Origin of the sequence: Reyranella aquatilis (assembly GCF_020880995.1) — a bacterium.
Classification (GTDB): Bacteria; Pseudomonadota; Alphaproteobacteria; order Reyranellales; family Reyranellaceae; genus Reyranella; species Reyranella aquatilis.
In genome coordinates this window covers 271,893-286,471 of sequence record NZ_JAJISD010000006.1, presented here as the reverse complement: position 1 = coordinate 286,471, position 14,579 = coordinate 271,893, and the positions used below count along the sequence as shown (strand labels likewise).

The 14,579-nt window shown below is 67.0% G+C and carries 12 protein-coding genes; 11 read left to right on the top strand and 1 reads right to left on the bottom strand.

Annotated elements, in window-relative coordinates:
• The first annotated feature begins 85 nt into the window (after positions 1-85).
• The 10 genes from LJ725_RS15835 (at position 86) to LJ725_RS15790 (ending at position 11,388) form a co-directional block, all read left to right on the top strand.
• The gene (locus tag LJ725_RS15835; protein WP_230551608.1) at positions 86-538 is read left to right on the top strand and encodes a type III secretion system chaperone family protein; all 453 of its coding nucleotides are present in this window, start codon (positions 86-88) and stop codon (positions 536-538) included.
• 140 nt (positions 539-678) lie between these two features.
• Positions 679-1,500, top strand: a complete 822-nt coding sequence (gene lgt / locus LJ725_RS15830) for a prolipoprotein diacylglyceryl transferase (protein ID WP_230551607.1) — start codon at positions 679-681, stop codon at positions 1,498-1,500.
• 10 nt (positions 1,501-1,510) lie between these two features.
• Positions 1,511-2,584: a class I SAM-dependent methyltransferase gene (locus tag LJ725_RS15825; protein WP_230551606.1), complete on the top strand. Its 1,074-nt coding sequence runs from the start codon at positions 1,511-1,513 to the stop codon at positions 2,582-2,584.
• 16 nt (positions 2,585-2,600) lie between these two features.
• The gene (gene pgeF / locus LJ725_RS15820) at positions 2,601-3,368 is read left to right on the top strand and encodes a peptidoglycan editing factor PgeF (protein WP_230551605.1); all 768 of its coding nucleotides are present in this window, start codon (positions 2,601-2,603) and stop codon (positions 3,366-3,368) included.
• 54 nt (positions 3,369-3,422) lie between these two features.
• Positions 3,423-4,400: a hypothetical protein gene (locus tag LJ725_RS15815; RefSeq protein WP_230551604.1), complete on the top strand. Its 978-nt coding sequence runs from the start codon at positions 3,423-3,425 to the stop codon at positions 4,398-4,400.
• A gap of 128 nt (positions 4,401-4,528) precedes the next feature.
• A complete protein-coding gene (locus LJ725_RS15810; protein ID WP_230551603.1) occupies positions 4,529-6,115 on the top strand; it encodes an ABC transporter substrate-binding protein in 1,587 nt (528 codons plus the stop codon).
• Positions 6,116-6,224: 109 nt separating this feature from the next.
• The gene (locus tag LJ725_RS15805; protein ID WP_230551602.1) at positions 6,225-7,793 is read left to right on the top strand and encodes an ABC transporter substrate-binding protein; all 1,569 of its coding nucleotides are present in this window, start codon (positions 6,225-6,227) and stop codon (positions 7,791-7,793) included.
• Positions 7,794-7,883: 90 nt separating this feature from the next.
• Positions 7,884-8,825, top strand: coding sequence for an ABC transporter permease (locus LJ725_RS15800; RefSeq protein ID WP_230551601.1), 942 nt, complete (start codon positions 7,884-7,886; stop codon positions 8,823-8,825).
• The gene (locus LJ725_RS15795) at positions 8,822-9,757 is read left to right on the top strand and encodes an ABC transporter permease (protein ID WP_268990678.1); all 936 of its coding nucleotides are present in this window, start codon (positions 8,822-8,824) and stop codon (positions 9,755-9,757) included. Before LJ725_RS15800 ends, LJ725_RS15795 begins: the two co-directional genes overlap by 4 nt.
• Positions 9,757-11,388, top strand: a complete 1,632-nt coding sequence (locus LJ725_RS15790) for an ABC transporter ATP-binding protein (RefSeq protein WP_230551600.1) — start codon at positions 9,757-9,759, stop codon at positions 11,386-11,388. The genes LJ725_RS15795 and LJ725_RS15790 overlap by 1 nt, the downstream gene beginning before the upstream one ends.
• Before the next feature lie 51 nt (positions 11,389-11,439).
• Here the strand turns inward: LJ725_RS15790 and purB are convergent, their stop codons facing one another.
• Positions 11,440-12,849 carry an adenylosuccinate lyase gene (gene purB / locus LJ725_RS15785; protein ID WP_230551599.1) on the bottom strand — a complete coding sequence of 470 codons (1,410 nt, stop codon included), beginning with the start codon at positions 12,847-12,849 and terminating at the stop codon, positions 11,440-11,442.
• A gap of 69 nt (positions 12,850-12,918) precedes the next feature.
• On the opposite strand from purB, the gene LJ725_RS15780 reads away from it, so the two are divergent.
• The gene (locus tag LJ725_RS15780; RefSeq protein ID WP_230551598.1) at positions 12,919-14,547 is read left to right on the top strand and encodes an acyl-CoA dehydrogenase family protein; all 1,629 of its coding nucleotides are present in this window, start codon (positions 12,919-12,921) and stop codon (positions 14,545-14,547) included.
• Positions 14,548-14,579: the final 32 nt, after the last annotated feature.

Below are 14,579 nucleotides of genomic sequence, written 5' to 3'. Positions count from 1 at the left end.
CACGGCGGAATGGTTGGGGAGCGGGTCGATGGCGTTAACGCGACAAGAGCGGACCAGGCGGAAAGCCGACCTGAACCCCCTCGAAATGATCGAAAGAGTCGTCTCCGCCAACGATTGGCCGTTCGACCGGACTTCGGACCGGGAAATCGCCGTCGAAGTCGCGGGCCGCTGGTGCGATTACCGCATGTTCTTCAGCTGGCGGGACGACGTGGAGGCGCTGCACTTCACCTGCGCCTACGACGTCCGCATCCCGGCCGAGCGCCACACCGACATCCACTGCCTGCTCGGTCTCATCAACGAGAAGATGTGGCTGGGTCACTTCGATCTGTGGAGCGAAGAGGGCCTCCCGATGTTCCGCCACGCCATCCCGCTGCGCGGGACCAATGGGCTGATGGCCGAGCAGCTGAACGACCTCGTCGAGGTGGCCATCACCGAGAGCGAGCGCTTCTACCCCGCCTTTCAGTACGTCGTGTGGGCCGGCAAGAGCCCCGCCGACGCGTTGACCGCCTCGATCCTCGAGACGGTCGGCGAAGCCTGAGCCGACAAGGACCTTCCGACGCCCCCTCTCTCTCAAAACCAATAAACGACAGTTCGGATAGTCCCCAGCGGCGCCGGTCCCCAGGATCGGCGCCGCGACGATTTTAGGGACACGATTCCCCCGCTATAAGGGTCGCCCTCATGAACACCCTGTACGCGACCCTCCTCGCGATCCCCTATCCCCAGATCGACCCCGTGCTGGTGCAGCTCGGGCCGTTCGCCATCCGCTGGTATGCGCTCGCCTACATCGCGGGCCTGGTGATCGGCTGGCAGGTCATGCGCCGCGTCTGCGACCAGCCGCCCAAGGTGCTGTCGCCGCTCAAGATCGACGACTTCCTGCTGTGGGCCGCGCTGGGCGTGATCCTGGGCGGGCGGCTGGGCTACGTACTGTTCTACAAGCCGGGCTTCTACATCGAGCATCCGCTGGCGGCGCTCACCCTTTGGGAAGGCGGCATGTCGTTCCATGGCGGGTTGCTGGGCGTCATCGCCGCCATCCTGCTCTTCGCCATGCGCAACAAGGCCGATCCTTTCATGCTGTCGGACCTGGTGGCGATCGTGGCGCCGCTCGGCCTGTTCTTCGGCCGCCTGGCCAACTTCATCAACGGCGAGCTGTGGGGCAGGATCAGCGACGTGCCGTGGGCCATGGTCTTCCCGCGCGGCGGGCCGCTGCCGCGCCATCCCAGCCAGCTCTACCAGGCCTTCTTCGAGGGCGTCCTGCTCACCCTCCTCGTGGTCGCGGTGTGGAAGTTCACCGAGGGCCGCCGCCGCCCCGGCCTTCTGACCGGGGTTTTCTGCGCCGGCTACGGCCTCGCGCGCATCGTCGGCGAGATCTTCCGCGAGCCCGACGCCCATCTGGGCTACCTGTGGGGGCCGATCACCATGGGCATGCTGCTGTCGCTGCCCGTGCTGCTGTTCGGCCTCTGGGTGATCCTGCGCGCCTACCGGAAGCCTGCCCTGCCGTGACGGAAGCGCCGTGACGGAGCTGGGCGAGTTGATCGCGCGCCGAATCGCGCTCACCGGCCCGATCTCGCTGGCCGACTTCATGGCCGAGGCGCTGGGCCATCCGCGGCTCGGCTACTATCGCCGTGCCGTGCCGTTGGGCGCCGCCGGCGACTTCACCACGGCGCCCGAGATCTCGCAGATGTTCGGCGAGCTGATCGGCGCCTGGCTGGCAGAGCGCTGGCTGGCGATGGGCCGGCCCTCTCGGGTGCGGCTGGTCGAACTCGGCCCCGGCCGCGGTACGCTGATGGCCGATGCGCTGCGCGCGACGCGCGGCGTGCCGGGCTTCCATGCCGCGATAGACCTTCACCTGGTCGACACCAACGCGCCGATGCGCGAGGCTCAGCGCGCCGCGTTGCAGGCCTATCGCTCGACCTGGCACGAGCGCTTCGACGAGGTGCCCGAGGGACCGTTGCTGCTGGTCGCCAACGAGTTCTTCGACGCCCTGCCGGTACGACAGTTCCACCGGACCGCCCAGGGGTGGCGCGAGCGCATGGTCGGCCTCGACGAACAGGGCGGGCTGCGACTGGCGCTGGCGCCGGGCGCCACGCCCTTCGCCGCCGTGCTGCCCGATGCCGGGGAAGGCGCCGAGGCGGAACTGAGCGAAGCCGGTCGCGCCTTGGCCGCCGCCATCGGCGCGCGCATCGCCCGCGACGGCGGCTGGGCGCTGATCGTCGATTACGGGCTGGAGAGCGCCGGTCGTGCGGCGTCGCTGCAGGCGGTGCGCGGGCACCAGGGCGCGGGCATCCTCGACCGGCCCGGCGAGACCGACCTCAGCGCCCACGTCGACTTCGCGGCGCTCGCCGCTGCATCGGGTGTCGCGTCGTTCGGTCCGGTGGGCCAGGGCGACTTCCTGCGACGCCTCGGGCTCGCCGAGCGGGCGCAGGCGCTGAAGCGGCACGCAAAGGCGGACCAGGCCGATGCCATTGATGCGGCATCGGCCCGCTTGATCGCGCCCGACCAAATGGGCACCCTCTTTCGTGTGCTGGCCCTCGGCGACGGCAGAAGCGCCCCGCCGGCCGGTTTCACGGATGCCCCCTCGGACTGATACCTCGGACGCATAAATGATCCAGGCCCAGACGCTCGCCGCCCTCGACGGGGTGCAGCATCGTTTCTTCACGCGGCAGGGCGGCGTCAGCGCCGGTCTCTATTCCTCGCTGAACTGCGGCTACGGCTCGGGCGATTCGCCCGACAACGTGCGCGAGAACCGCCGCCGCGTAGCCGAACAGTTCGGCCTCGGCGAGCCCGACCTGCAGACCGTCCACCAGACCCATTCGACCGACGTGCTGACGGTCGCCGACGAACGCTGGAGCTCGCCCGGCGCGCCCAAGGCGGACGGGCTGGTGACCGACCGGCCGGGCGTCGTGCTGGGCGTGCTGGCGGCCGACTGCGCGCCGGTGCTGCTGGCCGACGGCGATGCCGCGGTGATCGGCGCCGCCCATGCCGGCTGGAAGGGCGCGCTGGGCGGCATCGTCGATCAGACCATCATTGCGATGGAGAAGCTCGGCGCCCGCCGCGAGTGCATCCGGGTCGTTGTCGGACCCTGCATCGGCCCGCAATCGTATGAAGTCGGCCCGGAGTTTCCCGCGCCGTTCCTGGCGCAGGACGAGGTCAATGCGCAGTTCTTCCGCACCGCCACGCGCGCGGGTCACTTCATGTTCGACCTGCCGGGCTATCTCGTGCACCGGATAGCCCGCAATGGCGTCGCCGTGACGGCGACGGGCCACGACACGCTCTCCGGCACCGACGACTTCTTCAGCTACCGGCGCAACACGCTGCAGGGCGTGCGCGACTACGGGCGCGGCCTGTCGGCCATCGCTCTCGCGGGTTGACGTGCCCTACTTCATCATCCTGATGTTCTGCTGCCTGCTCGGGGTCGTCGCGACATGCGCCATGTTGTGATGCTGCTCTGCCTGCTCGCCCTTGCGGCGTGCGGCGGAACACCGAGGCCCTTCGAGCACGATTCGTCGAAGGTTTCCTACGGCCGCCAGCTGCGCGACAAGGTCGAGGTGGCGATCAGCCCGCCGCGCAACATGCCCCCGGAGATGGGCGAGCGCGTCGCCGCGGCCCTCGCGATCGAACTGCAATCCTACGGCATCGTCGCCGCCGTGGCGCCGGCCGAGGCGCCCATCCAGCTCGAGGGCGTGATGAGCACGCGCGACGCCAACATGTCGATCGAGGTCCAGGTCGACTGGCGCATCCGCGGCAAGCCGCGCACCGACGAGCCCGTCACGATCAAGACGCGCGCACCGCCCGAGGACTATGCCGAGCAGGCCGAGCGGCTGGTTTCGCGCATCGCGCAACAGGCCGCCCCGCGGGTAGCGACCCTGATCGGCAAGCCGCCCAACTTCATCCCGAAAGCGCCAGGCCAGGTCGCCGCCGGCGTCACGATACCCTACGAGTTTCCGCCCGATCCGGCTGCAGCGCCGCCACCGGACGGCGCCGTGCCGACGAGCACGACCACCCCCACACCCGTCGCCGCCAAGCCCGCGGAGCCTCAGGTAAAGGTATTTGTCGTGCCGGTTACCGGTGCACCCTCCGACGGCAATCGACAGCTCACCTCGGGCATGCGGCGTGCGCTGGGATCGAGCAAGCTGGTGATCGTCGACCAGGCGGACGGCGAAGCCTTCGCCGTCGCCGGTACCGTCAATCTGACGCAGATCGACGAGCGCACCGGAAAGCTCGTCGTCAAATGGGTCGTCAAGGACCCGGCGGGCAAGACGATAGGCGACATCGAACAGTCCAACCCGGTGCCGATGGCCGCGGCCAAGGGATCCTGGGCGGGATTCGGCGACATCGTCGCGTCGGCCGCGTCCGAGGGTGTGCTCGAACTGCTCGAGAAGGCGATCAACCGCCCGCGCTGACATCTTCCCAGCGCGTGAATCGGCTTGTCAGAGGGGGGCTCCCGGCTGCTACTGTCCCGTGGGGCGGCTCGATTCTTGCTAGACTTCAGAACGCAGGAACGGGGCGCAAGACAGGGAGCACAACAAGCATGTTTTCGTTCAGGAAATCGGCACTCGCGATCGTCGCCGCGGCCAGCGTCGGCGCGTTCGCGGCGGCCGCGCCGGCACAGGCGCAGACGCTCAAGGTCGTGATGCATTCGGACGTGAAGATTCTCGATCCGATCTGGACCACCGCCTACATCCAGCGCAACCACGGCTACATGGTGTGGGACACGCTCTTCGCGATGGACGAGAAGTTCGAAGTGAAGCCGCAGATGGTCGACAAGTACGACGTGTCGGCCGACAAGCTCACCTGGACCTTCACGCTGCGCGACGGCCTCGAGTGGCACGACGGCAAGCCGGTCACGGCCGAGGACTGCGTCGCCTCGATCAAGCGCTGGGCGGCCAGGGACTCGATGGGCCAGAAGATGATGGCCTCGGTCGCCGACCTTAAGGTGGTGGACCCCAAGACCTTCGTCATGACGATGAAGGAGCCGTACGGCCTCGTGCTGCAATCGCTCGGCAAGCCCTCGTCGAACGTCCCGTTCATGATGCCCAAGCGCGTCGCGGAGACGGACCCCAACACGCAGATCAAGCTCGAGGACGTGGTGGGCTCGGGCCCGTTCATCTTCAAGGCCGACGAATGGAAGCCGGGCGAGAAGACGGTCTACGTCAAGAACGCCAAGTACAAGCCGCGCGCCGAGGCGCCGTCGGGTCTGGCGGGTGGCAAGGTCGTCAAGGTCGACCGCGTCGAGTGGATCTGGATCCCCGACGTGCAGACCCAGGTCGGTGCGCTGCAGAACGGCGAGATCGACATGCTCGAGTCCCCGGGCCACGATCTTCTGCCCCTGCTTGCCAAGGACAAGAACGTGAAGCTGCTGAGCTTCAATCCGACCGGCAACCAGTACGCCTTCCGCTTCAACTCGCTGGCCAAGCCGTTCGACAATCCCAAGATCCGTCACGCCGTCTTCGTGGCCTTCGCCCAGGAGGACTTCCTCAAGGCCACGATCGGCGATCCGCAGTGGTACAAGGTCTGCAAGGCGCCGTTCGTCTGCGGCACGCCGCTCGCCACCGACGCCGGCATGGCCGACGTGCTGAACGGCAACGCCGCCAAGGCCAAGCAGCTCCTCACCGAGGCGGGCTATGACGGCACGCCGATCGTGCTGATGCAGTCGACCGACCTCCAGGTCCTCACCAATCTCGCGCCGGTCGCCAAGGCGCAGATGGAGCGGGCCGGCTTCAAGGTCGACATGGTGTCGATGGACTGGCAGACGCTGGTCGCCCGCCGCGTCAAGAAGGACCCGCCGACGCAGGGCGGCTGGCACGCCTTCCTCACCTCGTGGGTGGCGGCCGACATCCTCAATCCGGTGATGGCCGGCTACTTCAACGCCTCCTGCGACAAGGCGATGTTCGGCTGGCCGTGCGACGCGGAGATCGAGAAGCTGCGCGACCAGTTCTCGAAGGAGACCGACCCGGCCAAGCAGCTCGCGATCGTCGAGGCGCTGCAGAAGCGGTGGGTCGATTACCCGACCCACATCAACGTCGGCCAGTGGTACGCGCCGCTGGCCCGCCGCAACAACATCGACGGCAACCTGACGGCCCCCGTTCCGGTGTTCTGGAACGTCACCAAGAAGTAGCCGGGCGGCGCGCGGGGTCTCCGAGCCCCGCGCGCCCATCGACGAAGGCGGGCGATCCCCGCCTTTCTCGATGGGGAAGAAACCCGAAGGGGGAACGATGAAGAAAGTGATGAAGCGTACGCTTGCGGCGATGCTTGCCGGAGCGATTCTGTCGAGTGCGGGGCCGGCGCTCGCCCAGGGCAAGGTCATCAAGTTCGTCCAGAACGGCAACCTGACGATCCTCGATCCGATCTGGACGACGGCTTACGTCACGCGAAACCACGGCTACCTCGTCTACGACACGCTGTTCGCCTCCGACGAGAACAATGCCATCAAGCCGCAGATGGTCGACAAGTACGACGTCTCCGCCGACAAGACGGTGTGGACCTTCACCCTGCGCGACGGTCTCGAATGGCACGACGGCAAGCCGGTGACGTCCGAGGACTGCATCGCCTCGATCAAGCGCTGGGGCGCGCGCGACTCGATGGGCCAGAAGCTCATGGACTTCGTGAAGGAATTCAAGGAAGTCGATCCCAAGACCTTCCAGATGGTGCTGAAGGAGCCCTACGGACTGGTGCTCGACTCGCTCGGCAAGCCGTCGTCGCAGGTTCCGTTCATGATGCCGAAGCGGATTGCCGACACCGACCCCTTCAAGCAGATCGACAGCCAGATCGGCTCCGGCCCGTTCATCTACGTGAACGCCGAGTCCAAGCCCGGCGAGAAGCACGTCTACAACAAGAACGCCAAGTACAAGCCGCGCGCCGAGCCGCCCTCGGGTCTGGCCGGCGGCAAGGTCGTGAAGGTCGACCGGGTCGAGATCATCGAGATGCCAGATCCGCAGCAGCAGGTGAATGCCATCGCCGCGGGCGAGATCGACGTCATCGAGCAGCCGCCGCACGACCTGATCCCGATCCTGAAGAAGGAGAAGGGCGTTACGCTCTTCAACTGGAACCCGCTCGGCCACCAGTTCATCTTCCGCATGAACTGGCTCCAGCCGCCGTTCAACAATCCGAAGATCCGCGAAGCCGCGCTGCTGAGCATCCGCCAGGAGGACTACCTCAAGGCAACCGTCGGCGAGCCGGAATTCTACAAGGTTTGCACGGCCGCGTTCATCTGCGGCACGCCGAACGCCGTCGACGCGCCGGGCGACCTGTTCGTGAAGCCGAACTTCGAGAAGTCGAAGGCTCTGCTCAAGGAAGCCGGCTACGACGGCACGCCGATCGTACTGCTTCAGTCGACGACCCTGCCGGTTCTCACCAACATGGCCCCTGTGACAAAGGCACTGCTCGAACAGGGCGGCTTCAAGGTCGACATGCAGTCGATGGACTGGCAAACCGTCGTCACGCGTCGAACCAACAAGGGTCCCGTGAGTCAGGGTGGCTGGAACCTGTTCCACACCTTCTCGGTGGCGGCGGACATCCTGAACCCGATCTCGACCTCTTACATGGTCGCGAACGGCGACAAGGCATGGTTCGGCTGGCCGACCGATCCGGAGATGGAAAAGCTGCGCGACGCCTACGCCAAGGAAACCGACCCCGCGAAGAACAAGGCGCTCGCCGCCGCCGTTCAGGCCCGGGCCTTGCAAACCGCGCAGTATGGCTGGGTCGGCCAATGGTACGGACCCGGCGCCATGCGCTCCAACGTCTCGGGCTGGCTGAAGGCGCCGGTTCCGGTGATGTGGAACATCGAAAAGAAGTGACAGCAGGGCCACCCGTCGGTGGCCAGGCTGTCATCCTGAGCAGAGCGGAGGTTTCTTTTCGCTCTGCCCGGGGTGACATGTAGAGGGAAAATGCTCGACTTTATCGCCCGTCGTCTCATAGCCATCATCCCCGTCCTGGCGGTGGTGGCTATCTTCGTCTTCCTTATGCTCCGATTGACGCCTGGCGACCCCGCCGCCGTCATCGCCGGCGACAACGCCACCTCCGACCAGATTGCCGACATCCGCAACAAGCTCGGCCTCGACGAGCCCATCTGGACGCAGTTCGCGATCTGGATCGGCAACGTGCTGCAGGGCAATTTTGGCGAAAGCTTCTTCTTCAAGAAGACCGTTGCCGAGTTGATCGCCCAGCGCGTCGAGCCGACGCTGGCACTCGCGATCTGCACGCTGCTCTTCGCCGTCAGCGTCTCGGTGCCGATCGGCGTCCTCGCGGCCTACCGGCAGGGGTCGGTGTTCGACCGTGCGGTCATGGGCTTCTCGGTCCTCGGCTTCTCGGTGCCGGGCTTCGTGATCGGCTACTGCCTCATCTATGTCTTCGCCATCGAGCTGGGCTGGCTGCCGGTGCAGGGCTATGTCCGCATCGGCGTCAATTTCTGGCAGTTCCTCGAGCGCATGGTGTTGCCGTCGCTCACCCTGTCGGTCGGCTTCATCGCCCTGATCTCGCGCATCACGCGGGCCTCGGTGCTGGAAGTGCTGAACGAGGACTATATCCGCACCGCCCGCGCCAAGGGCCTCAGCAACCGCGTGGTGCTGATGCGCCACGCGCTGCGCAATGCCGCCGTGCCGATCCTGACCGTGATCGGCCTCGGCATCGCCATCCTGATCGGCGGCGCGGTGGTGACGGAAAGCGTGTTCGGCCTTCCGGGTCTCGGCCGTCTCACGGTCGAGGCCGTGCTGAGCCGCGACTTCCCGACGATCCAGACCGTCATTCTTCTGTTCTCCGTCGTCTATGTCGTGATCAACCTGCTCATCGACATCAGCTACACCCTGTTCGACCCGAGGATCCGGTATTGAGCGCGATCACTGAAGAAGCCGTCGATTCTGCCTCCATTGCGGCGGCGTCGACCAAGCGCAAGAGCCTCTGGCTCGTTGCTCTCCGCAATCCGAACGTGATCTTCGGCGGCGTCATCCTGCTGACCATGCTGATGATCGCCATCCTGGCGCCGTTCCTCGGCACCGTGGACCCGCAGCGCATCGATCCGGCGGCCAGGAACAAGAAGCCAGGGACGGAAATCACCTACCGGCTTGACGACGGCCAGACCGCCAAGCGCGTTGCCATCATGGGCACCGACAGCCTCGGCCGCGACGTCTACAGCCGCGTGCTGTACGGCGCGCGCGTCTCGCTCGCCGTGGGCGTCGCCGTGTCGGTCATCTCGGTGGCCATCGGCATGGTGATCGGCCTGATCTCCGGTTACATCAGGTGGGCCGACGGGATCATCATGCGCATCATGGATGGGTTGATGGCGATCCCGGGCATATTGCTCGCGATCGCCCTCGTCTCGATCTGGCGCGCCGGCCTCATCACGGTGGTGTTCGCCATCGTCGTGCCCGACGTTCCACGCGTGGTGCGACTGGTGCGCTCGATCGTGCTGACGGTGCGCGAGGAGCCTTATGTCGAGGGCGCGATCTCGGTGGGCACGCCGACCTGGATCCTGATGTTCCGCCACATTCTGCCCAACACGGTGGCGCCGCTGATCGTGCAGGGCACCTTCCTCGCCGCCGCGGCGATCCTGACCGAGGCCGCCCTGTCGTTCCTCGGCATCGGCATTCCGCCCGAGATCCCGAGCTGGGGCAACATCATGGCCGAGGGCCGCACGCTGTTCCGCGTGTTCCCGCACAACATCCTGTATCCCGGCATCTTCCTTGCCTTGACGGTGCTGGCCATCAACATCATGGGCGACGGTCTGCGCGACACGCTTGACCCGAAGATGAGCAAGAAAGTCTGATGTCGACAGAAACCAAGAGACCCGTCCTCGAAGTCCGCAACCTGAGCGTCGCCCTGCCCAAGGGCGGCGACCGCGTCCATGCCGTCGAGAAGGTGAGCTTCACCGTCAATCCCGGCGAGATCGTCTGCCTCGTGGGCGAATCCGGCTCGGGCAAGTCGGTCATCGCCTTCACGGTGATGGGCCTGCTGGCCAAGGCGCTGAAGCCGACCTCGGGCGAGATCCTGCTCGAAGGCGAGAACATCCTCGCGGCCAGCGAGGACCGGCTGCGCGAGCTGCGCTGCACGCGCATGTCGATGATCTTCCAGGAACCCATGACGGCACTCAATCCCGTCATGACCTGCGGCGACCAGATCGACGAGGTGCTGAGCACGCACACCCAGCTCGATGCCGCCGCGCGTCGTGCCAAGATCCTCGCGATCCTGGCGCGCGTGAAGCTGCCCGAGCCGGAGCGCATCTACGCCTCCTTCCCGCATCAGCTTTCGGGCGGCCAGCGCCAGCGCATCATGATCGCCATGGCGCTGGTGCTCGACCCGGTGCTGCTGATCGCCGACGAGCCGACTACCGCGCTCGACGTCACCACCCAGGCCGAGATCCTGAAGCTCGTCGCCGAGCTGCAGGCCGGCCAAGGCACCGGCGTGCTGTTCATCACGCACGATTTCGGCGTCGTCGCCGAGATCGCCCATCGCGTGGCCGTGCTGCGCTGGGGCGAGCTGGTGGAGATGGGCCCGACCGAGCAGATCCTGTCGCGGCCCGTGCAGGGCTACACCAAGATGCTGATCTCGTCGGTGCCGTCGATCACACCCGCCCATCGCGGCGTGCGGCGCGACGGCAAGACGGTCCTGCGCACCGAGAAGCTCGGCAAGATCTACACCGGCAACGCCTTCTTCCAGAAGGCGCGCGTCGTGAAGGCCGCCGTCGATGTCGATCTCGACATCCGCCGCGGCGAGACGCTGGGCATCGTGGGCGAATCCGGCTCGGGCAAGTCGACCGTGGCGCGCTGCATCGCCCGGCTGATCGATCCCTCCGAGGGCAAGATCTATCTCGGCGACACCGAGATCGCGACCATGTCGGCGCGCAAGCTGCGTCCGCACCGCCGCCGGGTGCAGATCGTCTTCCAGGACCCGTATCGCTCGATGAACCCGCGCATCACCGTGGGCGACTTCATCATCGAGGGGCCGATGAACTTCGGCATCGGCCGCGAGGAGGCGATGGCCCGGGCGCGCAAGCTGATGGAGACGGTGCGTCTCGATCCCAACGCGCTCGACCGCTACCCCCATCAGTTCTCGGGCGGCCAGCGCCAGCGCATCTGCATTGCCCGCGCGCTCGCCATGGAGCCCGAGCTGCTGATCGCCGACGAGGCCGTCTCGGCGCTCGACGTGTCGGTGCAGAAGCAGGTGCTCGAGCTGCTGGACGAGATCCGCGTCCGGCTGAACCTCGCGGTGCTGTTCATCACCCACGACCTGCGCGTCGCGGCGCAGATCTGCGACTACGTCGCGGTGATGAGCAAGGGGCGGGTCGTCGAGTACGGCTCGGCCGAGCAGGTCTTCGGCTCGCCCAAGGACGACTACACCAAAGCCCTGTTCGCCGCCGCACCTGGCCGCCACTGGGAATTCGGCAAGTTCGCCGCCTGATCCTCTCCGCCGCTCCTTCCCGCGGCGCGGGAGGGAGCGGCGTGACGCGGTCTATTTCTTCGCGAGCATGCCTGCCATGCCGGTATAGGTTTCCGGCCGGAGCGCGCGAAGCCGCGCCTTCAGATCGGGAGCCACTTCGAGCCCGTCGATGAAGGTCGCGAAATCCTGCAGCGTGACCTGGCGGCCGCGCGTCAGCGCCTTCAGCTTCTCGTAGGGCATCTCGACCTCGGCCACGCGCAGCATCGTCTGGATCGCCTCGGCCAGCACTTCAGGATGCGCCATCAACGCCTCCTGCAGGGCCGCTTCGTTGACGCTCACCTTGCCGAAGCCGCGCAGCAGCGCGCCATAGCCGATCAGCGCATGCGCGAAGGCGGTGCCGAAGGTGCGGGCGACCGTCGAGTCCGAAAGATCGCGCTGCAGGCGCGAGATCGGCAGCTTGCGCGAGAGATGCTCGAACAGCGCATTGGCGACGCCGAAATTGCCCTCGGCATTCTCGAAGTCGATCGGATTGACCTTGTGCGGCATGGCCGACGAGCCGATCTCGCCTTCCTTCGGCTTCTGCGTCACCCAGCCGTCCGAGATGTAGCGCCACATGTCCTGCGACAGGTCGATCAGGATCGTGTTGATGCGGCGAAGCGCATCGAACATTTCGGCGAACGTGTCGTGCGGCTCGATCTGGGTCGTCACCTCGTTGAGCGCGAGGCGCACGGCGTGCTCGCCGCCCGCGCCCGGCCGGTTCAGGCGCTCCACGAAGGCATGCGCGAACGCCAGCCAGTCGACCTGCGGCAGCGCCACCATCTGGGCGTTGTAGTTGGCCGTGGGGCCGCCCCACTTCACCAGCACGGGGTTGCGGCCAAGATAGGCGACCTGCCGGGCAAGACGCGTCGCGAAGACGTTCATCTCCTTGCCGAAGGTCGTCGGCGTGGCGCTCTGGCCGTGCGTACGCGCCAGCATGGCGGTGTCGGCATGCCGGCGGGCGAGGCCCTCGATCTCCTTCGCGACCTTCGCGAGCGTCGGCAGCATCACCGCCTCGACCGCCCCGCGCAGGCAGAGCGCATGGGCGGTGCTGTTCACATCCTCGGAGGTGAGCGCGAAATGCACCCATTCCAGAACGTCGGCCAGGCTCGATCCCTTGAGCTTCAGCTTGATGAAGTACTCGACCGCCTTGACGTCGTGGTTGGTAGCGGGGATTCCGGCATGGCCCTCGCGCTCGAACTTGCGGATGATGCGCGCGTCCTCGACCGAGATGTCGGGCAGTGCCTTCAGCATCTCGGTTTCGGCCTCGGTGAGCGCGCGCATGCCGACGCCCTTGGTCTCCGACAGGGCGGCGAGATATTCGCACTCCACGACCACGCGCGCCTTCATGAGCGCATACTCGCTGAAATAGCCGGCCAGCGCCTCGGAGGTGGTGCGATAGCGGCCGTCGACGGAGCTGACGGCGGTAAGGGAATCGAGCTGCATGCCGGCCACATAGCACAGCCCGCGGCCGGCTGCTTGCCCTCCCCGGGAGCGCCGGTTCAGACTGGCCCGATGAGCATGTCCGGCTACCTCGAAGACGCCTCGTTCAACCAGTCGCCGGCCTTCGGCGACGTCGATCTCTTGTCGGCCGACCGGCCGCTGGCGGACGCCGCGGGCCGCGCGGGCCTCGACCTCGCCGCCCTGTCGGCCTGCGGAAAGGATTACGGCGCGGCCGACACGCTCGATCTCGGGCGGCTGGCCAACGAGAACCCGCCCCGGCTGCGCACCATGGACGGCAAGGGCAACCGCCTCGACCGTGTAGAATTCCACCCCGCCTACCACGCGCTGATGCAGAAGAGCATTGGCCACGGCATCCATGCCTCGGCGCATGATGGCAGCGACAGGCCGGCGCCGATGTCGGCGCGCGCCGTGCGCCTCTATCTCGCGACGCAAGCCGAGAGCGGGCACATGTGCCCGATCACCATGACCCATGCCTGCGTGGGCGCGCTGCGTTCCGAGCCGGCGCTGCTCGACCGGTGGCTGCCGAAGATCCAGACGCGCATCTACGACCCCCGGCCGCTGCCGTGGTGGGAGAAGAACGGCGTGACCCTGGGCATGGGCATGACCGAACGCCAGGGCGGCACCGATGTGCGCGCCAACATCACCAATGCGACGACGCACGGCGACCATGCCGAGATCAGCGGGCACAAATGGTTCATGTCGGCGCCGATGTGTGACGCCTTCCTCGTGCTCGCCCAGGCGGAAGGCGGCCTCACCTGTTACCTGATGCCGCGCCACCGCCCCGATGGCTCGCAGAACGCCATCCGCTTCCAGCGGCTGAAGGACAAGCTCGGCAACAAGTCGAATGCCTCCTCCGAGGTCGAGTTCCATGGCGCCTGGGCCGAGCGGGTCGGCCCCGAGGGTGCGGGAATTCGCACCATCATCGAGATGGTGAACCTGACGCGCCTCGATTGCGCCATCGCCTCGGCCGGCCAGTCGCGCATCGCGCTCAGCCAGGCGCTGCATCACATCCGCAATCGCTCGGTCTTCCAGCGGCGGCTGGCCGACCAGCCCGCCATGCGCGCGGTCGCCGCCGACATGGCGCTGGAGCTCGAGGCGCAGGTGGCCCTGGTCTTCCGTCTCGTACGCGCCGCCGAACATGCGGCGCACGATCCGCGCGAGGCGGCCTATGCGCGGCTGCTGACGCCGGCGGTGAAGTTCCTCGTCTGCAAGAGCACGCCGCAACTCGTCACCGAAGCGCTCGAGTGCCTGGGCGGCAATGGCTACACCGAGGACCTGCCGATGGCGCGCTACTTCCGCGAATCGCCGCTCAACGCCATCTGGGAAGGCTCCGGCAATGTCATGGCGCTCGACGTGCTGCGCGCCGCCGGCCGCCATCCCGAAGCCGCGACCGACACACTCTCGCGCCTCGTGCGCACCGCCGACCCTGCCTTCAGGGCCGGCCCGCTGGCGCAGGCGCTGGAACGGACATTGAAGTCCGGCGAGGCCGAGCGCCGCGCCCGCTTCGTCTGCGAGAGCCTGGCCAAGCTCGCCGCCGTGGCGGCGCTGGTCGAAGCCTGCTCGCCCTTTGCCGCGCTCTACGCCGAAACGCGTCTGGGAGGCTCGCCTTACGCGCAGTTCGGTGCCGCCGATCTCGGCGGCAGCGAGACGGCGCTGATGGATCGCGCGCTGGCGGCGTGATCCAGGCCGACGCTTGCAGACCGAGCCCCCTT

Bases quoted from the DNA above. Each gene is read 5' to 3' on its own strand.
- LJ725_RS15790 (WP_230551600.1), top strand. From the start codon at position 9,757: ATGTCGACAGAAACCAAGAGACCCGTCCTCGAAGTCCGCAACCTGAGC.
- LJ725_RS15800 (WP_230551601.1), top strand. From the start codon at position 7,884: ATGCTCGACTTTATCGCCCGTCGTCTCATAGCCATCATCCCCGTCCTG.
- LJ725_RS15835 (WP_230551608.1), top strand. From the start codon at position 86: ATGATCGAAAGAGTCGTCTCCGCCAACGATTGGCCGTTCGACCGGACT.
- LJ725_RS15815 (WP_230551604.1), top strand. From the start codon at position 3,423: ATGCGCCATGTTGTGATGCTGCTCTGCCTGCTCGCCCTTGCGGCGTGC.
- pgeF (WP_230551605.1), top strand. From the start codon at position 2,601: ATGATCCAGGCCCAGACGCTCGCCGCCCTCGACGGGGTGCAGCATCGT.
- LJ725_RS15810 (WP_230551603.1), top strand. From the start codon at position 4,529: ATGTTTTCGTTCAGGAAATCGGCACTCGCGATCGTCGCCGCGGCCAGC.
- LJ725_RS15780 (WP_230551598.1), top strand. From the start codon at position 12,919: ATGAGCATGTCCGGCTACCTCGAAGACGCCTCGTTCAACCAGTCGCCG.
- LJ725_RS15805 (WP_230551602.1), top strand. From the start codon at position 6,225: ATGAAGCGTACGCTTGCGGCGATGCTTGCCGGAGCGATTCTGTCGAGT.
- purB (WP_230551599.1), bottom strand. From the start codon at position 12,849: ATGCAGCTCGATTCCCTTACCGCCGTCAGCTCCGTCGACGGCCGCTAT.
- lgt (WP_230551607.1), top strand. From the start codon at position 679: ATGAACACCCTGTACGCGACCCTCCTCGCGATCCCCTATCCCCAGATC.